The 20,615-nt window shown below is 72.9% G+C and carries 22 protein-coding genes; 10 read left to right on the plus strand and 12 right to left on the minus strand.

Annotation, left to right across the window (positions count from 1 at the left end):
- The first annotated feature begins 14 nt into the window (after positions 1 to 14).
- Both ABD091_RS10095 and ABD091_RS10100 read left to right on the plus strand, forming a co-directional pair.
- Positions 15 to 1,229 carry an ATP-binding protein gene (locus tag ABD091_RS10095; RefSeq protein WP_343917964.1) on the plus strand — a complete coding sequence of 405 codons (1,215 nt, stop codon included), beginning with the start codon at positions 15 to 17 and terminating at the stop codon, positions 1,227 to 1,229.
- Between the two features lie 42 nt (positions 1,230 to 1,271).
- Positions 1,272 to 1,886, plus strand: a complete 615-nt coding sequence (locus tag ABD091_RS10100) for a GNAT family N-acetyltransferase (RefSeq protein WP_343917966.1) — start codon at positions 1,272 to 1,274, stop codon at positions 1,884 to 1,886.
- On the opposite strand, the gene ABD091_RS10105 is transcribed toward ABD091_RS10100, so the two are convergent.
- Genes ABD091_RS10105 through ABD091_RS10120 form a run of 4 tightly spaced genes read right to left on the minus strand, consistent with a single transcriptional unit; the run spans position 1,858 to position 6,754 of the window.
- Positions 1,858 to 3,018 (minus strand): YibE/F family protein, encoded by a 1,161-nt coding sequence (locus ABD091_RS10105; protein ID WP_343917968.1) that lies wholly within the window; start codon positions 3,016 to 3,018, stop codon positions 1,858 to 1,860. The two genes, ABD091_RS10100 and ABD091_RS10105, sit on opposite strands and share 29 nt — an antisense overlap.
- The gene (locus ABD091_RS10110; RefSeq protein WP_343917970.1) at positions 3,018 to 3,410 is read right to left on the minus strand and encodes a VOC family protein; all 393 of its coding nucleotides are present in this window, start codon (positions 3,408 to 3,410) and stop codon (positions 3,018 to 3,020) included. The genes ABD091_RS10105 and ABD091_RS10110 overlap by 1 nt, the downstream gene beginning before the upstream one ends.
- Before the next feature lie 10 nt (positions 3,411 to 3,420).
- Positions 3,421 to 5,982, minus strand: a complete 2,562-nt coding sequence (locus ABD091_RS10115) for an ABC transporter permease (protein WP_343917971.1) — start codon at positions 5,980 to 5,982, stop codon at positions 3,421 to 3,423.
- 4 nt (positions 5,983 to 5,986) lie between these two features.
- Positions 5,987 to 6,754, minus strand: a complete 768-nt coding sequence (locus ABD091_RS10120) for an ABC transporter ATP-binding protein (RefSeq protein WP_343917973.1) — start codon at positions 6,752 to 6,754, stop codon at positions 5,987 to 5,989.
- A gap of 106 nt (positions 6,755 to 6,860) precedes the next feature.
- Here ABD091_RS10120 and ABD091_RS10125 point away from each other — a divergent pair, with 106 nt between their 5' ends.
- On the plus strand, positions 6,861 to 7,640 hold the full coding sequence (locus ABD091_RS10125; protein WP_343917975.1) for a glycerophosphodiester phosphodiesterase: 780 nt from the start codon (positions 6,861 to 6,863) through the stop codon (positions 7,638 to 7,640).
- 10 nt (positions 7,641 to 7,650) lie between these two features.
- A complete protein-coding gene (locus ABD091_RS10130; RefSeq protein ID WP_343917977.1) occupies positions 7,651 to 8,598 on the plus strand; it encodes a DUF5926 family protein in 948 nt (315 codons plus the stop codon).
- 198 nt (positions 8,599 to 8,796) lie between these two features.
- On the opposite strand, the gene ABD091_RS10135 is transcribed toward ABD091_RS10130, so the two are convergent.
- The 7 genes from ABD091_RS10135 to ABD091_RS10165 form a co-directional block, all read right to left on the minus strand.
- The gene (locus ABD091_RS10135; protein ID WP_343917979.1) at positions 8,797 to 10,032 is read right to left on the minus strand and encodes an arginine deiminase; all 1,236 of its coding nucleotides are present in this window, start codon (positions 10,030 to 10,032) and stop codon (positions 8,797 to 8,799) included.
- Positions 10,033 to 10,041: 9 nt separating this feature from the next.
- The gene (locus ABD091_RS10140; RefSeq protein ID WP_343917981.1) at positions 10,042 to 10,578 is read right to left on the minus strand and encodes a GNAT family N-acetyltransferase; all 537 of its coding nucleotides are present in this window, start codon (positions 10,576 to 10,578) and stop codon (positions 10,042 to 10,044) included.
- Entirely contained in the window at positions 10,575 to 11,666 is a 1,092-nt protein-coding gene (locus tag ABD091_RS10145) for an adenylate/guanylate cyclase domain-containing protein (RefSeq protein ID WP_343917983.1), read from the minus strand. Before ABD091_RS10145 ends, ABD091_RS10140 begins: the two co-directional genes overlap by 4 nt.
- 7 nt (positions 11,667 to 11,673) lie before the next feature.
- Positions 11,674 to 12,039, minus strand: coding sequence for a Crp/Fnr family transcriptional regulator (locus ABD091_RS10150; RefSeq protein ID WP_343917985.1), 366 nt, complete (start codon positions 12,037 to 12,039; stop codon positions 11,674 to 11,676).
- A gap of 80 nt (positions 12,040 to 12,119) precedes the next feature.
- Positions 12,120 to 13,310 (minus strand): nickel pincer cofactor biosynthesis protein LarC, encoded by a 1,191-nt coding sequence (gene larC / locus ABD091_RS10155; RefSeq protein WP_343917987.1) that lies wholly within the window; start codon positions 13,308 to 13,310, stop codon positions 12,120 to 12,122.
- The gene (gene larB / locus ABD091_RS10160) at positions 13,307 to 13,990 is read right to left on the minus strand and encodes a nickel pincer cofactor biosynthesis protein LarB (protein ID WP_343917989.1); all 684 of its coding nucleotides are present in this window, start codon (positions 13,988 to 13,990) and stop codon (positions 13,307 to 13,309) included. Before larB ends, larC begins: the two co-directional genes overlap by 4 nt.
- Complete coding sequence (locus tag ABD091_RS10165; RefSeq protein WP_343917991.1) at positions 13,987 to 14,835, minus strand: prephenate dehydratase; 849 nt, start codon at positions 14,833 to 14,835, stop codon at positions 13,987 to 13,989. The genes larB and ABD091_RS10165 overlap by 4 nt, the downstream gene beginning before the upstream one ends.
- Before the next feature lie 23 nt (positions 14,836 to 14,858).
- Between ABD091_RS10165 and ABD091_RS10170 the strand changes: the two genes are divergently transcribed.
- On the plus strand, positions 14,859 to 15,260 hold the full coding sequence (locus ABD091_RS10170; RefSeq protein ID WP_343917993.1) for a DUF4446 family protein: 402 nt from the start codon (positions 14,859 to 14,861) through the stop codon (positions 15,258 to 15,260).
- On the opposite strand, the gene ABD091_RS10175 is transcribed toward ABD091_RS10170, so the two are convergent.
- The gene (locus tag ABD091_RS10175; protein WP_343917995.1) at positions 15,257 to 16,831 is read right to left on the minus strand and encodes a bifunctional phosphatase PAP2/diacylglycerol kinase family protein; all 1,575 of its coding nucleotides are present in this window, start codon (positions 16,829 to 16,831) and stop codon (positions 15,257 to 15,259) included. The two genes, ABD091_RS10170 and ABD091_RS10175, sit on opposite strands and share 4 nt — an antisense overlap.
- Positions 16,832 to 16,925: 94 nt before the next feature.
- Here ABD091_RS10175 and serS point away from each other — a divergent pair, with 94 nt between their 5' ends.
- Genes serS through ABD091_RS10200 form a run of 5 tightly spaced genes read left to right on the plus strand, consistent with a single transcriptional unit; the run spans position 16,926 to position 20,607 of the window.
- Positions 16,926 to 18,194 (plus strand): serine--tRNA ligase, encoded by a 1,269-nt coding sequence (gene serS / locus ABD091_RS10180; RefSeq protein ID WP_343917997.1) that lies wholly within the window; start codon positions 16,926 to 16,928, stop codon positions 18,192 to 18,194.
- Positions 18,187 to 19,023, plus strand: a complete 837-nt coding sequence (locus ABD091_RS10185; protein ID WP_343917999.1) for an HAD family hydrolase — start codon at positions 18,187 to 18,189, stop codon at positions 19,021 to 19,023. Before serS ends, ABD091_RS10185 begins: the two co-directional genes overlap by 8 nt.
- 5 nt (positions 19,024 to 19,028) lie before the next feature.
- Entirely contained in the window at positions 19,029 to 19,331 is a 303-nt protein-coding gene (locus tag ABD091_RS10190) for a DUF1905 domain-containing protein (RefSeq protein WP_343920930.1), read from the plus strand.
- The gene (locus ABD091_RS10195) at positions 19,328 to 19,816 is read left to right on the plus strand and encodes a GNAT family N-acetyltransferase (RefSeq protein ID WP_343918001.1); all 489 of its coding nucleotides are present in this window, start codon (positions 19,328 to 19,330) and stop codon (positions 19,814 to 19,816) included. The genes ABD091_RS10190 and ABD091_RS10195 overlap by 4 nt, the downstream gene beginning before the upstream one ends.
- Positions 19,813 to 20,607 (plus strand): HAD family hydrolase, encoded by a 795-nt coding sequence (locus ABD091_RS10200; protein ID WP_343918003.1) that lies wholly within the window; start codon positions 19,813 to 19,815, stop codon positions 20,605 to 20,607. Before ABD091_RS10195 ends, ABD091_RS10200 begins: the two co-directional genes overlap by 4 nt.
- The last annotated feature ends 8 nt before the right edge of the window (positions 20,608 to 20,615 follow it).

A 20,615-nucleotide genomic window follows, 5' to 3' on the forward strand; every position in this document is an offset into this window, starting at 1 on the left:
GATACGGTCCGATCGTGGACCCGATCCGGAACCCCTACGCGCCCGGCGCCGGCCAGCGCCCGCCCGAGCTCGCCGGCCGCGACGAGCAGCTCGGCGCCTTCGACGTCGTGCTCGAGCGGGTCGCCGCGGGCCGCCCGGAACGGTCGCTGGTGCTGACGGGGCTGCGGGGCGTCGGCAAGACGGTGCTCCTCAACGCGCTGCGCTCCGCCGCCGTACGCCGCCGCTGGGGCACCGGCAAGCTCGAGGCGCGGCCCGACCAGTCGCTGCGCCGGCCGCTGTCGAGCGCGCTCCACCAGGCCGTCCGCGAGCTCGGCCACCGCGACGAGGAGTCGGTCTCCCACGTCCTCGGCGTCATCCGCTCCTTCGCCCAGCGCGACGCGGGCCCGAACGCGAAGCTGCGCGACCAGTGGAACCCCGGCATCGACGCGCCGGCGGTCAAGGGCCGCGCCGACTCCGGCGACGTCGAGATCGACCTCGTCGAGCTCTTCACCGACCTCGGCGGGCTCGCGGCCGACGAGGGCAAGGGCATCGGGATCTTCATCGACGAGATGCAGGACCTCGGGCCCGACGACGTCTCGGCGCTCTGCGCCGCCTGCCACGAGATCAGTCAGTCCGGGCTGCCGGTCATCGTCGTCGGCGCCGGGCTGCCCCACCTGCCGGCCGTGCTCAGCGCCAGCAAGTCCTACTCCGAGCGGCTCTTCCGCTATCAGCGCATCGACCGGCTGCCGCGCGAGGCGGCCGACCGCGCGCTGGCGGCGCCGGCCGCGGACGAGGACGCGTCGTACACGCCCGAGGCGCTGACCGCGATGCACGCCGCGACCGGCGGCTACCCCTACTTCATCCAGGCCTACGGCAAGGCGGTCTGGGACCGTGCCCCGCGCAGCCCGATCACCGAGGACGACGTCGCCGTCGCCGCCCCCGAGGCGGAGTCGGAGCTGGCCGTGGGGTTCTTCGGCTCGCGCTTCGAGCGCGCCACGCCGGGGGAGCGCGACTACCTCCGGGCCATGGCCGACGTCGCGTTCAAGATCGCCGAGGAGGGTCAGGAGCCGCTCGACGAGATCGAGAGCGTGCCGACCGCCGACGTCGCCGCCGTGCTCGGCAAGAAGCCCCAGTCGCTCTCACCCGCGCGCGACGCCCTGCTGAAGAAGGGCCTGATCTACTCCAGCGAGCGCGGCCGGATCGCCTTCACCGTCCCCCACTTCGGCCGCTACCTCCGCGACCACGCCTGAAGCGGACGCGGGGCGTCCGGATGCCGTCGTAGGGTGCGTCGCATGGCGACCCAGGACCCGGGACCGACGACCGTCCAGCCGCTCACCACGGACACGTGGGACCTCTTCGCCGGGCTCGTCGAGCGCCACCGCGGCATCTTCGGCGGCTGCTGGTGCGTGAAGTTCCACGCCGACCGCGACGACCGCGTGCCGGGCTACGACGGCAACCGGGCCTTCAAGCGGTGCCTGGTCGAGGAAGGCGTCGCCCACGCCGCGCTGGTCGTGCGCGAGGGGGAGGACGGTCCCGAGGCGATCGCCTGGGCGGAGTACGGCACGCCCGCGGAGCTGCCCGACATCCACCACAGCAAGCAGTACCTCGCCGACCTCGCGGCGGAGGGCGACCGGGAGCCCGACTTCCGGGTCACCTGCATCTTCGTCGACAAGCGCTTCCGGCAGCACGGACTGGTCACCGTCGCACTCGAGGGGGCGCTGGGACTGATCGCCGAGGCGGGCGGAGGCGTCGTGGAGGGCTACCCCCACATCCCCGGCGAGCGGCGGCTCTCCTCCTCGTTCCTCTACAACGGCACCCGAGCGGTCTACGAGCGCGCCGGCTTCGAGTTCGTGCGACCGAAGGGCATGAAGAACACCGTCATGCGTCGGACCGTCGCGGCGGCGTGAGGGCGACCGCGATGGCCGTGGTGACGGGGACGGCGAGGACCAGGCCGATGCTGGTGACCAGGGTCCGGACCACCTCGGCGGTGATCTCCTCGGTCGAGAGCAGCTCGAGGAGCGGCAGCTCGTAGAGCCGCAGGACCAGCAGCAGGGTGAGCGCCGTGCCGGTGTAGGCGAAGGCGATCGTGTAGATCGTGGACGCGATGTGGTCGCGCCCGATCCGCATCCCGCTGGCGAGCAGCCGGCGGCGGCTCATCGTGGGGGACGCGGCCCGGATCTCCCAGACTGCCGAGGTCTGGGTGATGGTGACGTCGTTGAGCACCCCGAGCCCGGCGATCATGACCGCACAGGTCAGCAGGCCCTGGAAGTCGAGGTCCACCGCGTAGGTCTGGAGCAGGCCGCCGCCCTCGCCGACCCCGCTGAGCCGGGTGGCCTGCACCGTGACGACCCCGAGCGCAGCCGTGATGGCGATGCCGACCAGCGTCCCGGCGAGCGCGGCGCTGGTCCGGATCGAGAAGCCGTGGGTGGTGTAGAGGACGACGTAGAGGATCGCCGAGGAGCAGACCAGCCCGAGGAGGAGCGCGGGGCCACCGGTCAGCAGCCCGGGGAGCAGGAAGCCCAGGATCAGGACCGCGCTGATGGCCAGTCCTGCCATCGCGAACAGCCCGCGGTGCCAGGCCACCAGCAGGACGACCACGACGAAGGCCACGGCCAGCCAGAGCAGCGCGTCGGTCCGCTCGGTGCCGAACCAGGACCACGAGGTCGGGACGTCACCGCCACCGGGGATCCGACGCAGGAGGACGGTGTCACCGGTCGTCAGGCCCGACTCGGCGACCTGGGGCGGCAGCTCGAGGGCGACGGTGTCGCCCTGGTCGGTCCCCTCCAGGACCGTGGCCTCCAGTGCCCGTCCGTCGAGCGAGGTCACCTCCGCGGTCGGGAAGGTCACGCCGGGGCCGGCGAAGTCCGCCCGGCTGCCCACGTCGTCGAGGGCGGAGGAGTCCGGCCAGAGCGCGACGAGCCCGACGACGGTCGCGACGGCGACCAGGCCGAGGAGCGCGAGGAGCACCCGGCGGGGTCCGGCCCCGACCGGGGCGGGCTCCGCGCGGCGGTGGGACCCGTGGGAGTGGCCCGCTCCCATCAGCCGGCGACGGGGCGGAGCTCGACGAGGCCGACGCTGTTGCCCTCGCTGTCCTGCACGAACGCCTGCCACTCCTCGTGGCCGGCCGGCCCGAGGGTGTCGTCGTCGTGCCGGAAGATCGCGTGCGGCTCGCCGGTCACCACGACACCGCGAGCCCGCAGCCGCTCGACCTCGGCGTCGACGTCGTCGACCCGCAGGTAGAGCACGGCCGAGGGTGCCCGGGTCTCCAGCAGCAGCCGGGTGCGGCCGAGGTCGAAGAACACCAGCCCCGGCGGGTCGTACGCCGCCAGCGGCTCACGGCCGAGCAGCTCGGCGTACCACCGGGTGGCCCGCTCGAGGTCCTCGGCGCGCTGCGCCACCTGCACCAGCCCGGTGTCCCGCCCCGCGTCCATGTCCTCAAAACTACTCGGTCGCGATCGCATCGAGCACCTTCATCCGTGCCGCCCGGACCGCCGGCAGGATCGCGGCCACGACGCCGAAGACGACCGAGATGACGAGGAAGACGACCAGGCTGGACAGCGGGATGGCCAGCGACGTCAGGTCCTCGGCGAGCGACTGCCGCAGCAGGACGCCGATGACGAGACCGACGACCATGCCGAGCACGGCGCCCATCACCGAGATCGTGACCGACTCCAGGGTCACCATCAGCCGCAGCCGGCCCCGTGAGAGCCCGACAGCGCGGAGCAGCCCGACCTCCCGGGTCCGCTCGATGACGCTGAGCGAGAGGGTGTTGACGATGCCGATGACGGCGATGACGATCGCCAGCGCGAGCAGGCCGTAGATGATGTAGAGCAGCTGGTTGATCTGCCCGCGGAGGCTGTCGGCGAACGCCTCCTTGTCCTGGACGCTGACGATCGGGACGTCGGCGACGACCTCGTCGAGCTCGGCCTGCACGGCCGCCTTGTCGGCGCCGTCCTCGAGGTTGATGCTGACCGAGGTGTCGGTGCGCTTGATGCCGGCCTCCTCGAGCACCTCCATCGGGACGTTCACGGTGGAGACGACAGGGGTCTCCTCGAAGGTGCCGGCGACCTCGACCTCGACCTCCCGGCCGCCGGGGAAGGCGAGCGTCAGCGGGTCGCCCACGTCCACGCCGTAGTCGGCCGCGGCGTCGCTCGAGAGCAGCGCCTGCCGTCCGGACATGGTGGCGGCGCCGTCGACGACCTCGAGCTCGTAGATCTCGTCGAAGTTCGAGGTCAGGCCGGCGATGAACTCCTGCTCGCCGTCGACGAGGGCCGGGTAGTACTGGTCACGGCTGACGGTGGCCACCCCGTCGACCTTCTCCATGTCGTCGCCGATCCCGGTCGGGAAGGTCTGGAAGTTGGCGGACTGGACGAGGAAGTCGGCGGAGAACTGGTCGTCGACGATCTCGTCGAGGGTCGCGCTCATCGACGCGGCGAGAGTGCCGACGGCCGAGACCAGGGCGAGCCCGATCATCAGCGCCGACGCGGTCGAGCCCGTACGCCGGGGGTTGCGCAGCGTGTTCTCGCCGGCGAGCCGGCCGGTGGTGCCGAAGACCGCGCCGAAGAGGCTGCGGCAGGCGACCAGCACCGGATGGCCCACGACCGGGCTGAGGGCGGCGGCGGTGAGGATCCACAGGACGGCCGCGGCGCCGATCCAGGCGGCGCCGGGCAGGAACGGCGGGTCCTGGAGACCGACGACCGCGAGCCCGGCGCCGACCACGGCGACGACGGCACCGATCAGGCCGCGGCGGCGCAGCGAGCCCTCGGCCGGGGCGGCGACGTCGTCGCGCATCGCCGCGACCGGCGCGGTGCGCGACGCCCGGCGCGCGGGCAGGTAGGCCGAGGTCATCGTGACGAGCAGCCCGACGACGTAGGCGAGCACGACCGCGAGCGGGGTCAGCTGGAGCGCGCTGCCGGCGATCTCGAGGCCGATCGCGCTGAACAGCGCGGCCAGGGCGCGGGCCAGCAGCAGGCCCACGCCGATGCCGAGCGAGGAGCCGACGAGCGCCATGACAGCGGCCTCGACGAGCACCGAGCTCCGTACCTGCGCCGTGCTCGCGCCGATCGCGCGCAGCAGCGCCAGCTCGCGCACCCGCTGGGCGACGAGGATGTTGAAGGTGTTGGCGATGATGAAGCCGCCGACGAGGATCGCGATCACCGCGAAGGTGATGAGGAAGGTCGAGATCACGTCGAGGAACTGGCCGACCGCGTTGGAGGAGTCCTCGGCGAACTGGTCGCCCGTGACCGCCTCGTAGCCGTCCGGCAGCACCGTCCGGGCCGCCGCGACCATCTCGCGCTGGCTGACGCCCGGCGCCGCGGTGAGGGCCGCGCCGGTGAAGACGTCCTGGCCGCCGAGGAAGACCTGCTGGGCGCCCTCGGTCGAGAAGACGACGAGCGTCGCCCCGGCCGTGCCGCCGCCGTTGAACTCCGCGGTGCCGGTGAGCGTCAGGGTCGTGCGCACCGTGTCGGCGGAGGCGCCGGCGGGAGCGATGGCGGTGACCTCGTCGCCGACCTCGTAGCCCGCCCGCTCCGCGGCTCCGGTGTCGAGGACGACGTCGGTCGTCGATTCCGGCCAGTCGCCGGAGACCAGCGTCAGGCTCGGCTCGCCGAGGATGTTCTCGGTGTCGGTGTAGTTGAACGACAGGGTGGGCGCACCGCTGCCGGCGCCGACCAGCTTGCCGTCGCGGTCGAGCACGTAGAGGCCGAACCCGTTGACCTGGCCGTCGGCCTTCGCGACCTCCGGCAGCGCGTCGAGCCGGCGCAGGTCCCGGGGGGTCAGCTGGTTGGAGTCGCCGATCCCGAACTGCTGGGTCGGGTCGGTGCCGGAGGGCTGGACGACGCCCTGCGGCGTCGAGCCCTTGAAGATGTTGTCGAACGTGCTGTTGAGGCCGGTCGAGAAGGTCATGACCCCGGTCAGGAAGCCGATCCCGAGGACGATCGCGAGTGCGCTCATCGCCAGCCGGACCTTGCGGGCCAGCAGGTTGCGCAGGGTCAGTCGCAGCACGGGCTCAGTTCCCGGTCGTGCGGGCGGGCGTCAGCCGCGCCATCGCCGCGAGGATCGAGTCGCGGTCGGGCCGGCGCATCTCCTCGACGATCCGGCCGTCGGCGAGGAAGAGCACCCGGTCGGTGTAGGACGCCGCGACCGGGTCGTGGGTGACCATCACGATCGTCTGGCCGAGCTCGTCGACGCTGCGCCGCAGGAAGCCGAGGACCTCCGCGCTGCTGGTCGAGTCGAGGTTGCCGGTCGGCTCGTCGGCGAAGACGATCGCCGGTCGGCTGACCAGCGCGCGGGCGCACGCCGCCCGCTGCTGCTGGCCGCCCGAGAGCTCGGTCGGCTTGTGCCCCAGTCGGGAGCGCATCCCGACCGCGTCGACGACCTGGTCGAACCACGCCGGGTCCGGCTTGCGGCCGGCGAGGTCGAGCGGCAGCAGGATGTTCTCCTGGGCCGTCAGGGTCGGGACCAGGTTGAAGGCCTGGAAGACGAACCCGATCTGCTCGCGCCGGAGCCGGGTGAGCTGCTTGTCCTTGAGCGTCCCCAGGGAGGAGCCGCCCACGACGGCCTCGCCGGCGGTCGGGGTGTCGAGCGCGGCAAGGCAGTGCATCAGGGTGGACTTGCCCGAGCCCGAGGGGCCCATGACGGCGGTGAACTCGCCGGTGAACAGGTCGACGGTGACCCCGTCGAGGGCGCGGACCTCGGCCTCGCCGGTGCCGTAGACCTTCGTGAGGTCGCGCGCGGAGGCGGCGACGGGCGAGGAGTGCGCGGGTGCGGCTGTCATGGTCCCCATCGTCCTCGGCGGGTGGTGGGGACGTCCATCGGATTCGACCCTGAACCTGGCCTCAGGGTCACCCTGAGGGGGGATCCGGTCTGCCACGATGGTCGCCATGTCCCCGCAGGTCGTCGCCCACCGCGGAGCCAGCGACGAGCTCGCCGAGCACACCCTCGCGGCCTACCTGCGAGCGATCGAGGCCGGCGCCGACGGCCTCGAGTGCGACGTCCGGCTCACCGCCGACGGCCATCTGGTCTGCTTCCACGACCGTGACCTCCGGCGTACCGGGCAGCGGCGCGGCACCCTCTCCACGCTCGAGCTCTCCGACCTCGACGACCTCGAGTTCGCCTCCTGGAAGAACCCGTGGTCCGACCTGGACGACGAGGCGCCGGCGCGGGACGAGCAGCTCGACCGGGTGCTGACGCTGCGGCGCCTCCTCGAGACGGTCGCCGACTGCGACCGCCGGGTCGAGCTCGCCATCGAGACCAAGCACCCCACCCGCTACGGCGGGCTCGTGGAGAAGCGCCTGGTCGAGGAGCTGCGCCACTTCGGGTGGCACCGCGGCGACAGCCCGGTCCGGGTCATGAGCTTCCAGTGGACCGCGCTGCAGCGCATGGAGCGGCTCGCCCCCGACGTCCGCCTGGTCATGCTGATCGACAAGGCGCGCCACTGGCCGCTGCTCCGGGCGGTCGTGGGGGACGACTGGATCCTCGGGCCCGGCATCGACGCCCTCACCGAGACCCCGGGCTTCGGCCACCGGCTGGCGGCGACCGGGCGGGAGATCCACGTGTGGACCGTCAACACCGCCGCCCAGCTCGACCTGTGTGTCGAGCTCGGCGTCACCGCCTGCATCACCGACCGCCCGGCGTACCTCCTGGATCGCCTCGGTCGGTAGGTTTCGCCGCATGGGAAAGAAGTCCAGGACCAAGACGCGTGACCAGCAGCCCGCCTCGACGGCCGAGGGTGCGGTCGGTCCCCGCCAGCCCTGCCCGTGCGGGTCGGGCAAGCGCTACAAGGCCTGCCACGGTGCGCCCGGCGGCGCGGCCCCGGTCTTCGTCTCCCGTCCGTTCGAGGGACTGCCGTCGGAGTGCGACCTGGTCGCGCTGCGCGAGCTGGTGCCGTCGGCGACCGCACCCCTGCGGCTCACCGGCGACCACGCCGACCGCACCGTCCAGCTCTGCACCCTGCTGCCGATGGCCGCGCCGGCGATGGTGCGCGAGTCGGGCGACGTGTGGCTGGCGCTCCAGGTCGTCCACAACTACGGCGACCCCTCGCGCGACCTGGCTGCCGTCCTGACCGCCGCGCTCGAGCAGGACGAGCCCGACGTCGTCGGCCTGCCCCGGGACCCCGGCGCCGGGCCGCGGCTTCAGGACCTGCTCGTTGACGAGCCGCTCGACATCACCGTCCACGAGGGCTTCGACTTCTGGGTCGCCGACGTCCCCGACGCGCCGGACCTGATGGGGGCGCTCGAGGAGGCCAATGCGGCGGTCAACCCGACGCTCCGGCTGACGAGCGTGTCCGCGGCGTACTGGACGAACGTCGGCAGCAAGGAGCACCTGCGCTGGGTCATGCCCGAGCCCGAGGGCGAGCTGCTCGACGCGCTTGCGCGGGTCCACGCCGCCGGTGACGACGTGCTCGTCCCCGACTCGCGGTTCGTCGGCATGTTCCGCGCCCACGGCCTGCTGACCCCGGTGTGGGACCTTCCCGTCGGGACCGGTGCCGAGGCGCTCGAGGAGCCCGCCGCCGCGTTCGAGCGGGCCCTGGCCGACGCCCTCGCCGACACCTCCGACCTGACCGGCGACCAGCGCTCCGCCCGCAACGGCCTCGCCAACCGCCAGGTCACGATCCGCTGATGTACCAGACCTGGAGTAGTGCACACGTGCCCTATTTCCAATACTGAGTAACGACACAGCCCGATCCGGTTGTGTGGCGGGTTCGGGCCCGGTAAGTTTTTCTCAGACCCGGTCGTTGTTGTCTCCCCCGTCGGCAACGGCCGGGTCCCTTTGCGTCCTGAGGGTCGTGAAGGAATGACCGGGGACCCGGCGACACCGTCAGTCCACCGGCAGCGGAGCCCGGGAGACCGGGCAGGACATGCAGCGGGGGCCGCCGCGGCCGGAGCCCAGCTCGGAGCCGGCGATCCGGACGACCTCGATGCCGGCCGCCTCGAGCCGGTCGTTGGTGCCGTCGTTGCGCTCGTAGGCGACCGCGACCCGTGGCGCGATGGCCAGCGTGTTGTTGCCGTCGTCCCACTGCTCGCGCTCGGCCGTGACCGGGTCGAGGCCGGTGTCGATCTGGTGGAGCGTGTCGATGCCCATCGCCTTCGCCGCGGCGACGAGGAAGGGCTCGGCGTCGGCGACGTGGAGGGTCAGCGCGTCCTCGCCGGCCTCCGGGTCGGGGGCGGTGACGGCGTAGGCCGTGAGCGAGTCGGCGACGTTGGGATACATCACGATCTTGTCGACGTCGACCATCGTGCAGACGGTGTCGAGGTGCATCGTCGCCCGCTCCTGGGCGATGGGGACGGCGAGCACGGTGTGGGCGAGCTCGGCGTGGAAGACCTGGCGGGCGAACCGCTCGACCCCCGCGGGCGTCGTACGCTCCCCGACGCCGACGGCGATGACGCCCGGGGCCATGAGCAGCACGTCGCCGCCCTCGACGTTCTCCTGGTGCCAGCCGTGGATCTTGCGGGTGCCGCCGGGGACCGACGCGAAGCGCGGGTGCTCGGTGTAGATCAGCTCGGTCAGCTGGGTCTCGCGGCGCCGGGCCGGCATCGCCAGGGAGGTCACGGCGACCCGGTCGCGCACCCAGACGCTGGAGTCGCGGGTGAACAGCAGGTTGGGGAGCGGGTCGACGAGGAAGTCGTGCTCGTCGAGCAGCGAGGTGACCAGGCCGTGGCCGCCGCGGACCTCGTCGTTGCGGATGCCCGCGGTGAGGTACGCCGTCAGCTCGGCCGGCGACGCCTCGCGCAGCGCGACGGCGAGGTACTGGCGCAGCGTGTCGCCGAGGTGGAGGCCCGACAGCGCCGTCGTGATCGCGTGGTTGCGCGCCGACTCCTGCTCGAGGGTCTCGGTCAGCAGCTCGGTCAGGTAGAGCACCTCGACGTCGAGCGAGCGCAGCGCGTCGGCGAAGGCGTCGTGCTCCTCCTGGGCGCGGGCCACCCACGGGATGCCGTCGAAGAGGAGCCGGTCGTTGTTGCGGGGCGTGAGCCGCTTCAGCTCGTCGCCGGGGCGGTGGAGCATCACCGTCTGGAGCCGGCCGACCTCGCTGTCGGCGCCGTGGGCGTGGGTCATGGGACCACCCTAGTGTCGGCGGCCGTCCCACTCCGAGGCGAGCAGCGCGTACTCGTAGGTGTCGGCCCACTCGCCCTTGGTCCAGAAGTCCTGGACCCGGTGACCCTCCCGGCGCATCCCGAGCCGCTCGCAGAGCCGCATCGAGGACTCGTTGCGCGGGTCGAGCTCGGCCTTGATCCGGTGGAGGGCGTAGTGGCCGAACCCGAGGTCGACCATTGCCCGCGCCGCCTCCGTCGCGAGGCCGCGGCCGCCGACCTCGGGGTGGAAGGTCCAGCCGAGCTCGCCCTGGTCGGGAGCGAAGAGCTCCAGGGAGACGCGTCCCACGACCCGGCCGTCGAGCTCGACGACGAGCCCGAGGCCGTCGGCGTCCCCCGCGGCGAGGTCGGCGAAGTGCGCCTCGAGCTGCTCGCGGGTCATCGCGTCGTGGAGCAGGAAGGTCGCGACGTCCTCGCGGCTGTAGATCGCGTGGAGGTCGTCGAGGTCGCGCGGCTCGCGGAGCCGCAGGACGAGCCGCTCCGTGGTGATCGGCAGGGTCGGGAGCGTCACACGTCCTCCCCGGTGCGCGGCTCCGGTCGCGGCTCGCGGCGGCGTACGACCCACGGCTCGAGGTGGCGGTAGCCCTTCACCGACACGCGACGGAGCCGGCGGAAGCGCAGCGCGTCGCTCTCGGCGTACGGCGAGAGCTCGGCGAGCTCGTCGGCGGCCCGGTCGATCAGCTTGGCGAGCGGGGTGCCGTCCGGGGCGGTCTCCGGGGGCTCCTCGCGGCCGGTGAGGACGTCGAAGGCGCCCCGGTCGACGAGGACGGTGCCGCGGCGGGCGACGCTCGTCAGCCGGGCGGCGATGTTGACGGTCGGCCCGAAGACGTCGCCGAGCCGGCTGGTGACCGCGCCGTAGGCCAGGCCCGCGCGGACCCGGGGGAAGTCGTCGGCCTCGTCCTCGCCGCGATCGGCGAGGGTGAGCGCCGCCTCGACGGCGGCGGCGGGGTCGTCGACGACGAAGAGCACCTCGTCGCCGATCGTCTTGATGACCCGGCCGCCCGCGGCGACCACGATCCGCGTCGTCTCGTCCTCGAAGACCTCGACCAGGTCGACCAGCTCGGACTCCGTGAGGTTCTTCGAGGTCCGCGTGTAGTCGACGATGTCGACGAAGACCACCGTCAGCGGCAGCTGCTGCCCGGGGTGGTCGACGGTCGGGAGCAGCCGCTGGGCGGCGTTCTCGAGGTGGCGACGCCAGATGTAGTCCTGCAGCTCGCCGACCCGCGGCAGGACCTCGGTCGCGAGCTGGTCGAGGCGGGCCTGCGGGTCGTCGTCCTCGAGCGCGATGCCGGCGAGCAGGTTGGTCTGCCACTCCGCGAGCCGGGCGAAGGAGTGGCCCCACGTGCGGACGAGCGCGGCCTGGGAGTCGGGGTCGACGACCCCGAGCTCGATCAGCTCGACGGTCGCGCGCAGCGCCGCGACGTCGGCCTCGGTGAAGGCGACGTCGTCGTCACCGGTGTGGGGGAACCCGAGCTGACCCCACAGCTCCTCGGCGACGTCGAGGTCGACGCCGGCCCGATCCGCGACCTGGCGCCGGGTGAGGCTGCGCCGCGCTCCCAGCAGGTAGCGCTCCAGGTCGTCGAGCGGGCCCTGGGTCATGGGGAGCTCACTGCGCCTGGCGGTCCTGCACGGTGCGGTCGAGCGCGTCGGCGAAGGCCGGGATGCCGTCGCGGAGCTCCGTCAGCTGCTCGCGGGTGAAGTGGATCGCCTCGACCTTGGTGGTCGTGACGATCGAGGCGTTGCGCAGCTTCTTGTTGACGATGCCGCCCTCGCCGAAGATGTCGCCCGCGCCGATCGTCGCGACCTCCTCGCCCTTGCGGCGGACCGAGGCCTCGCCGCCCAGGATGATGTAGGCCTTGTCGGCGGCGGTCTTCTCCGAGATCGGGGACCAGTTCGCGGGCAGGGTCAGGTGGGTGCCGGTGTTCTTGATCCGGTCGACCTCGTGGTCGGCCAGTCCGTCGAAGATCGCCATCTCAGCGCCTCTCGTCAGTGCGGTCCCTCTCCCGCGGTGATGATGGCGGGCGCAGTGAGCGGTTGTCCACCGAACGTGGCTCAGTCCACGTACTTCCGGCTCGCCGCGACCGCGTCGGCGAGCACGGCCTTGACCGGCCGTCCGGTCGCGTCGGCGGCGCGGACGACGTCGTCGAACTCCGGCATCGCGTTAAGCACGACCCCGTCGTGGCGCGCGAGCTTCACCGCGATCGGCTGCCCGTCGACCTCGACGGCGACCATCTCGCGGTCGAGCGCGTGCTTGCCGACCTCGTGCTCCCGCATCCCGATGGCCGTGGTCTCCCGGAAGACCGTGAGGCGGACGGCGTCGGCGTGCGCGGGCGAGGTGAGGACGTGGAGGGTGTGGGCCGGCCGCCCCTTCTTCATCACGATCGGGGTCAGCCAGGCGTCACTGGCTCCGGCCGCGAGGAGCCGGGCGACGACCTGCGGCCACAGCCGCGGGTCGAGGTCGTCGACGTTGGTCTCGATGACCAGTGGGGCCGCCGCCCTGCTCGCGCCCGCGGCCGTGCCCACGAAGAGCCGCAGCACGTTGGCGTGGCCCTCCGGGTTGCGGCCGCCGGCGCCCACGCCGACCTGCTCGACCCCCATCGCCGGCTGCGGTCCGTACGCCGTCGCGACGGTCGTCAGCAGCGCGGCGCCGGTCGGCGTGCAGAGCTCGGTCGCCGGTGCGCTCGCTGGCCCGGCCCAGGACGGTACGCCGCGGAGCAGCTCGGCGACGGCCGGCGGGGGCACGCTGAGCTCGCCGTGGCTGGTCGTCACGGTCCCGGACCCGACGGCGACCGGGCTGACCACGACCTCGTCGGCCCCGAGGTGGACGAACCCGGCGGCCACGCCGACGACGTCGGCGATCGCGTCGAGGGCCCCGACCTCGTGGAAGTGGACGTCGTCGACGGCTGTGCCGTGCACGCGCGCCTCGGCCTCGGCCAGCCGGGTGAAGGCGCGCGTCGCGAGGTCGCGGACCGGCTCGGCGAGCTCCGCCCGGGCCAGCAGCTCCCTCACCTCGCGCCACGTGCGGTGGGTCGGCGTCCGACCAGAGTCCGCCACCTCGACGTGGCACCGCGTCGCCGCGAGCGCGTGGCGGCGTACGGACTCGGGGCGGAGGGTGACCGGCTCGGGGGAGACGGCGTCGACGGCCTGCTGGAGGACCTCGACGGGTACGCCGGCACCCAGGAGCGCGCCGAGCAGCATGTCGCCGCTCGCACCGGAGGCCGCGTCGACCCAGACCGTGGTCACGCGGGGTCCCGCGGGGCGGCCCGGCGGGCGACCCGGGCGGCGAACACCCCGGCGCCGTAGCCGTTGTCGATGTTGACGACCGTGACCCCGGGGGCGCAGGAGTTCAGCATCGCGAGCAGCGCGGCCATACCCCCGAAGGAGGCGCCGTAGCCGACCGACGTCGGGACCGCGACCATCGGGACGCCGACCAGGCCGCCGACGACCGACGGCAGCGCGCCCTCCATGCCGGCGACGACGACGAGGACGTCGGCGGCCTCGAGCCGGTCGCGGACGCCGAGCAGCCGGTGGAGACCGGCGACCCCGACGTCGGTGATGACCTCGACGCCGGCCCCGTGGACACGTGCGGTGAGGGCCGCCTCGGCGGCGACGGGAGCGTCCGAGGTGCCGGCCGCGACGACGGTGACGGTGCCGCGCGGCGGGGGCAGCTCACCCAGCGTCGCGGCGCGGGCGACGCTGTCGACCTCCGCGCCCGCGGCCTGGGCGGCGGCCATCGCCTCGTCGGAGAGCCGGGTCGCGAGCACGGCGCGGTCGGGGTGGGCCTCGTGGAGCGTGCGGAGGATGTCGACGACCTGCTGCGGTGTCTTGCCGGCTCCGTAGACGACCTCAGCGTCGCCCGTACGCCGGGCACGGTCGAGGTCGACGCGGGCGAACCCGAGGTCCTCGGTGCGGTGGTCGGTCACTGGCCACGCTCCCGCGCGGCCGGGTAGACCCCGAGCACCTTCACCTCGTGGGTGAAGAAGGAGAGCTCCTCCAGCGCGTGCGCCAGCCCCGGGTCGGAGGGGTGGCCGTCGACCTCGGCGAGGAACTGGGTCGCGGTGAAGTGGCCGTCGACCATGTAGCTCTCGAGCTTGGTCATGTTGACGCCATTGGTGGCGAAGCCGCCGAGCGCCTTGTAGAGGGCGGCGGGGATGTTGCGGACGTTGAAGACGAACGACGTCACGACCGGGCCGGCGCCGGCCGGCGCCTCGACGTACTCCCGCGAGAGGACGACGAAGCGGGTCGTGTTGTGGTCCTCGTCCTCGACGTCGCTGCGCAGCACCTCGAGGCCGTAGATGTCCGCGGCGAGCGGCGGGGAGATCGCGGCCTGCGTCGGGTCCGCGAGCTCGGCGACCTCGCGCGCGGCGCCGGCGGTGTCGCCGGAGACGACCGGGCTCAGCCCCAGCTCGCGGATCACCTTGCGGCACTGGCCGAGCGCGTGGACGTGGGAGTGGACGGTGCGGATCGACTCCAGCGTGGTGCCGGGGGTCGCCATCAGCGAGAACTGGATGCGCAGGAAGTGCTCGGCGACGATGTGGAGGCCCGAGTGGGGCAGGAAGTGGTGGATGTCGGCGACCCGGCCGGCGATCGAGTTGTCGATCGGGATCATCGCGAGGTCGGCCTCACCACCCTCGACCGCGGCGAAGACGTCCTCGAACGAGGCGCAGGCCATCGCCTCGTGGTCGGGGTAGTGCTCGCGGCACACGAGGTGGGAGTTGGCGCCCGGCTCGCCCTGGTAGGCGATGCGTGGCGTACCGGTCTGGCTCACCGGCTCATCGTAGGGTTCGCCGCGTGGAAGCTCTGTCCGTGGTCTCGCTGGTCGTCGCGCTGCTGGCGCTCGGGCTGACGGTCGTCGCGCTGCGGCGTACGCCGCGGGGGACCGGCGGGGTCGAGGAGCTCCCCGAGGACGTCCACGGGCTGCGCCAGGAGGTCGCGGCGCTCAAGGCCGAGACCGGCGACGCGCTGCGCCACCTCGCGGTCGTGCGCTACGACGCGTTCGGCGACATGGGCGGCCACCTCTCCTGGTCGCTCGCCCTCCTCGACGACGGTGGCCACGGCGTCGTCCTCACCTCGATCCACGGCCGCTCCGAGGCCCGCACCTACGCCAAGAACATCTCCTCGTGGACCTGCGAGCAGCAGCTCTCCCCCGAGGAGGAGGAAGCCATCTCCCACGCCCTCGGCTCTGGGGGCTAGCGCGGGACGCGGACGAGGAGGCGGCCGTGGATGCACTCCATGGCGAGCTCGCGGCCGGGGCCGACGGAGTCCCCGTCGAGCTGGCGGGGGGTGTCGGTGGCGGCACGGACGACGATGCGGGCGCCGGTCATCCGGTTGACGAGGTCGTCGGTCCGCTTCTGGCGGGTCAGCACCCGCACGGCCAGCGGGATCCACGAGAAGAACGTCCGGGGGTGGAGCATGACGACGTCGAGCTGGCCGTCGTCGATGGCGGCGTCGGGCAGCAGCGGCATGCCGGCCTGGAGGAAGCCGACGTTGCCGACCACGACGGTGCGGGCCCGGTGGCGGGTGAACTCCCCGCCGTCGACGGACACCTCGAAGCGGCCGGCCGGGAACATCAGCGACTTCAGCGCCGACAGGACGTAGGCGACCCAGCCGACCTTCTTCTTCACGTTCTCGTTGACGCCCTCCATGATCGCCGCGTCGAAGCCCATGCCGGCCATGACCATGAAGTGGCTGTCGGGCTCGATGCCGTCGCCCTCGACCTTCACGAGGTCGATCGCCCGGTCCTGGCCGGTGAGCGCGACGTCGATCGCCGAACGGAGGTAGAGCGGGATGTCGAGGTTGCGGGCGAGCAGGTTGCCCGTACCGGCCGGGACGATCCCGACGGGGATGCCGGTGCCGGCGAGCTCGGCGCAGACCTCGCGCACGGTGCCGTCGCCACCGCAGACCAGCACGAGGTCGGCGCCGGCCACGGAGGCGGCCTCGGCCATGCCGGTGCCGGGGTCCTCGACGGTCGTGTAGTGCCACGTCGGCGGCGACCAGCCGGACTCCTCGGCCATGGAGGTGACGACCGAGCGGAACTGGCCGATGTCCTCGACCTTCACCGGGTTGACGATCACCGCGAGCCGCCGCTCGGTCGCGTAGACCTCCGGCAGCGGCTCGGCCTTGGGTGCGTGGGTGCGGGGCGTGGGGTCGACGAACGCGACGCCCAGGAGCACGACCGCGAGACCCAGCAGGGTGCCGCCGACGACGTCGGTGGGGTAGTGACGTCCGAGCATCACGCGGTCCAGGCACACGAGGAGCCACCACAGGCCCAGCAGCGCCCAGAGCGTGCGGCGCATCCCTTGGCGGCGTACGAACACGGCGGTCAGCACCGCCAGCACGCCCGCCATGGCCGTGACCGACGAGGTGTGGCCCGAGGGGAAGGAGCGGGAGGTCAGGAGGTCGACCTGGTCCTGCCAGTCGGGTCGGCCGCGGTCGAAGGCCGTCTTCGCACCGGTGGTGACCAACGAGGTCACGATCATCACCGACGCGGTGAAGATCGCCGCCCGGGTCTGCCGCCGCAGCAGGAGCAGCAGCGTGACGACCACCGTGACCACGGTCATCCCGAGGGTCGCGAACAGCAGCTCCACCCAGCGCAGCACGTGGATGAGCGCCGCCTGGTCGTCGGCCCAGTCCTCGGCGGCACGGCCGAGCTCGTCGAGCGCCAGGGGGGTCCGGTCACGGACGACGAAGAAGCCGAGCACGACGAAGAGCACCAGGAGCGCGCCCGACCACACCAGCAGCCGGGGGCGGGAGCGCTCGTTCACGAGGGGGAGTATGCCGGGGTGCCCCCGAGGTCACTTCATCCACAGGGTCGGAACTGGCGCGCGGCGTGACCGGGCCGACCCATAGGCTGGCCTCATGATCGACGCCCGTGTCCTGCGAGACGACCCCGACCGCGTGCGCGCCGCCCAGGCCAAGCGCGGGCTCTCCGACGACGTCGTCGACCGGGCCCTCTCCGCCGACAGCGCCCGCCGGCAGGCGATCGCCGACTTCGAGGCGCGCCGGGCCGAGCAGAAGGCGATGGGCAAGCAGGTCGCGCAGGCCCAGGGCGAGGAGAAGCAGGCGCTGCTGGCGCAGGTGAAGGACCTCGCGGCCGAGGTGAAGCGGCTCGAGGCCGTGCAGGGCGAGGCCGAGCAGGCCTGGCACGACGCGATCATGGACATCCCCAACCTCGCGGCCGACGAGGCGCCGGCAGGCGGCGAGGAGGACTTCGTCGTCCTCGAGACCCGCGGCGCCAAGCCGGAGTTCGACTTCGAGCCGCGCGACCACGTCGAGCTCGGACGGATGCTCGGCGCGTTCGACCTCGAGCGCGGCGCGAAGGTGTCGGGGTCGCGGTTCTACTTCTTCACCGGCGTCGGCGCCCGGCTCCATCGCGCCCTGGTCAACATGGCGCTCGACCAGGCCGCCGCCGCCGGCTTCACCGAGGTCGTCCCGCCCTCGCTGGTCAAGCCGCGCGCGATGGAGGGCACCGGCTTCCTCGGCCAGGCGGCCGACGACGTCTACCGGATCGAGGGCCAGGACCTCTACCTCGTCGGCACCTCGGAGGTGCCGATGGCGGCCTTCCACTCCGACGAGATCCTCGACGCGGGGGCCTTCCCGATGCGCTACGCCGCCTTCAGCCCCTGCTTCCGCAAGGAGGCCGGCTCCCACGGCAAGGACACCCGGGGCATCTTCCGGGTCCACTGGTTCGACAAGGTCGAGATGTTCGTCTACACCAGCCTCGAGGACTCCTTCGCCGAGCACCAGCGGCTGCTGGAGTGGGAGAAGGAGTTCATGGACAAGCTCGAGCTCCACTACCGCGTCATCGACGTCGCGGCCGGTGACCTCGGGCTGTCGGCCCAGCGCAAGTTCGACTGCGAGGCGTGGATCGCCTCCCAGGGCCGCTACCGCGAGCTGACCTCGACGTCCAACTGCACCGACTTCCAGACCCGCCGCCTCGACACCCGCGCCCGCGACGCGCAGGGCGGGGCGACGCCGGTCGCCACGCTCAACGGCACGCTCTGCTCGACCAACCGGCCGATCATCGCGCTGCTCGAGACCCACCAGCAGGCCGACGGGTCGGTCCGGGTTCCCGAGGCGCTGCGTCCCTACCTCGGGGGCACGGAGGTCCTGAAGCCCGTTGAGTGACCACTGGGAGCCGCGCCTGGTCGCGCTCGACATCGACGGCACCCTCCTGAAGTGGGTCGAGGGCCAGGGGGCGACCTACGAGCAGATCCCGCCTGCGACCTACGACGCCGTCCACCGCGCGATGGACGCCGGCTGCCACGTCGTGCTGGCCAGCGGCCGCTCGCCTCACGGCATGACCCGGATCGCCGACCTGCTCGAGCTCCACCCGGGCGACGGGGAGACCGAGCGGCTGTGGGTCGTCGCCTCCAACGGCGCCGTCGTCTTCCGCTACCCCGAGCTCGAGGTCGTCCACGAGGAGGTCTTCGACGCCCGGCCGGCCGTCGAGGCGGTCCTCGCCGAGCACCCCAGCGCCCTGGTCGCGGTCGAGGAGCGCGGCGTCGGCTACCGCGTCAACCGGCCGTTCCCGCCCGGTGAGCTCTCCGGCGAGATGGTCGAGACCGAGGTCGCCGAGCTGGTCGCCCAGCACGTCAGCCGCGTGATCATCCGTGACCCGGACGCGACCGTCGAGGAGTTCGTGGCGCTGGCCGAGCGGCTCGGCCTCCACGGCACCGACTACGTCGTCGGCTGGACCGCGTGGCTCGACCTGTCGCCGGTCGGCGTCTCGAAGGCGTCCGGGCTGGCGCGGGTGTGCGAGGAGCTCGGCGTCGACCGGGCCGACACGCTCGCGATCGGCGACGGCCGCAACGACCTCGAGATGCTGAGGTGGGCCGGTCGCGGCGTCGCCATGGGCCAGGCGATCGAGGAGGTCCGGCAGGCGGCCGACGCCGTCACCGCCTCGGTCTACGACGACGGTGTGGTCGTCGAGCTCGACAGGTACTTCCCGGCGTGACGCCGATGACCTTCACCGCGCCGCTGTGGCGGTGGTCGGCGCGACGGGAGACCGCTGACCCGTCGGCGTGGTGCTTCGTCACGCTCCCGCCGGAGGTGAGCGACGCGGTGCGCGACCTCGCCGGGGAACCGCGCGGCTTCGGCTCGGTGCGGGTGTCGGTGGCGACCGGCTCCTCGCGCTGGGACACCAGCGTCTTCCCCGACGCCGAGTCGGGCTGCTTCGTGCTGCCGGTGAAGAAGGCGGTGCGCGACGCCGAGCAGGTCGAGGAGGGCGACCAGCTGACGGTGAAGGTGGAGGTCCGGCCGTGAACGAGCCCGGGCTCCCCGAGCGGATCCAGACCGAGCGGCTGCGGCTGATCCTGCTCACCCGCGCCGACGCCGACGACATGCTCGCCGGCCGGCGGCAGGACCGCTGGCACCCGGCGTACCCGCGCCGTGACGACGTCGACGCCGCGTCGATGGTGACCGAGGGCGACTGCTGGGGGCCGCGCCACGTCGTCCTCGGCCACCAGGCGGTCGGCAGCATCGGCTGCTTCGGGCCGCCCGCCGACGTCGACGGCGTCCCCGAGACCGAGGTCGGCTACGGCCTGGTCGCCGAGGTCCGCGACCGTGGCCTGGCGACCGAGGCGCTGCGAGCGCTGGCGGCCGCGGCCGACGCCGCCGGCGTACGGCTGCGGGCGAGCGTCGCTCCCGACAACCAGCCCAGCCTCAAGGTGCTCGCGCGCTGCGGCTTCACCCAGCTGCGCGGCACCACCGAGGACGGCGAGCTCGTCATGGTGCGGCCGCTCCCGTGACCACACCGCGGCTGGTCGCCACCGACCTCGACGGCACCCTCGTGCGCAGCGACGGCACCGTCTCGCCCTACACCCACGACGTGATCGAGGCGCTCGACGCGCGGGGGGTGCCGGTCGTGTTCGTGACCGGCCGGCCGTTGCGGTGGGCCGAGGAGGTCTTCGGGTACGTCGGGGCGCACGGCCTGGCGATCGTCTCCAACGGCGCGCTGGTGTGGGACGTCGCCCGGGACGCCGTCGACCTCACCCGGGCGGTTCCGGTCGCCGACGGGCTGGAGGCGTGCACGCTGATCCGCGAGGCGGTGCCCGGGTCGGCCTTCGCCGTCGAGACCCTCGACGGCATCGCCCTCGAGCCGGAGTTCCTCGAGCGCCACCCGCTGCCGGACAGCGCGCCCCGCGGCCCGCTCGACCGGATCTTCCGGGGGCCGGCGCTCAAGGTCCTCGCCCGCCACGAGGAGCTCGACCCGCAGGAGTTCTGGACCGCGGCCGAGGAGGCCGTGGGCGAGCGCCTGGTGGTCACGTGGTCCTCGGCCTCGACCCTGCTCGAGATGAGCGCGCCCGGCGTCACCAAGGCGTCGACGCTGGCCCTGCTCTGCGAGCGGATGGGGGTCGATCGCTCCGAGGTCGTCGCCTTCGGCGACATGCCCAACGACCTGCCGATGCTGGAGTGGGTGGGCAGGTCCTACGCCATGGCCAACGCCCACCCCTCGGTGCTCGCCGTCGCCGACCACGTCGCGCCCGACCACGACGACGACGGCGTGGCGCGGGTGCTGGCTGGCCTGTTCGACGCGTGATCTGTGAC

The organism is Nocardioides aestuarii, from assembly GCF_039527245.1.
In the GTDB taxonomy this organism is placed as follows: Bacteria; Actinomycetota; Actinomycetes; order Propionibacteriales; family Nocardioidaceae; genus Nocardioides; species Nocardioides aestuarii.

What these genes read in the sequence shown, in the direction of transcription:
- ABD091_RS10100 (WP_343917966.1), top strand. Translation starts at nt 1,272, where the DNA reads ATGGCGACCCAGGACCCGGGACCGACGACCGTCCAGCCGCTCACCACG.
- ABD091_RS10105 (WP_343917968.1), bottom strand. Translation starts at nt 3,018, where the DNA reads ATGGGAGCGGGCCACTCCCACGGGTCCCACCGCCGCGCGGAGCCCGCC.
- ABD091_RS10110 (WP_343917970.1), bottom strand. Translation starts at nt 3,410, where the DNA reads ATGGACGCGGGGCGGGACACCGGGCTGGTGCAGGTGGCGCAGCGCGCC.
- ABD091_RS10120 (WP_343917973.1), bottom strand. Translation starts at nt 6,754, where the DNA reads ATGACAGCCGCACCCGCGCACTCCTCGCCCGTCGCCGCCTCCGCGCGC.
- ABD091_RS10125 (WP_343917975.1), top strand. Translation starts at nt 6,861, where the DNA reads ATGTCCCCGCAGGTCGTCGCCCACCGCGGAGCCAGCGACGAGCTCGCC.
- ABD091_RS10130 (WP_343917977.1), top strand. Translation starts at nt 7,651, where the DNA reads ATGGGAAAGAAGTCCAGGACCAAGACGCGTGACCAGCAGCCCGCCTCG.
- ABD091_RS10135 (WP_343917979.1), bottom strand. Translation starts at nt 10,032, where the DNA reads ATGACCCACGCCCACGGCGCCGACAGCGAGGTCGGCCGGCTCCAGACG.
- ABD091_RS10145 (WP_343917983.1), bottom strand. Translation starts at nt 11,666, where the DNA reads ATGACCCAGGGCCCGCTCGACGACCTGGAGCGCTACCTGCTGGGAGCG.
- ABD091_RS10150 (WP_343917985.1), bottom strand. Translation starts at nt 12,039, where the DNA reads ATGGCGATCTTCGACGGACTGGCCGACCACGAGGTCGACCGGATCAAG.
- serS (WP_343917997.1), top strand. Translation starts at nt 16,926, where the DNA reads ATGATCGACGCCCGTGTCCTGCGAGACGACCCCGACCGCGTGCGCGCC.
- ABD091_RS10190 (WP_343920930.1), top strand. Translation starts at nt 19,029, where the DNA reads ATGACCTTCACCGCGCCGCTGTGGCGGTGGTCGGCGCGACGGGAGACC.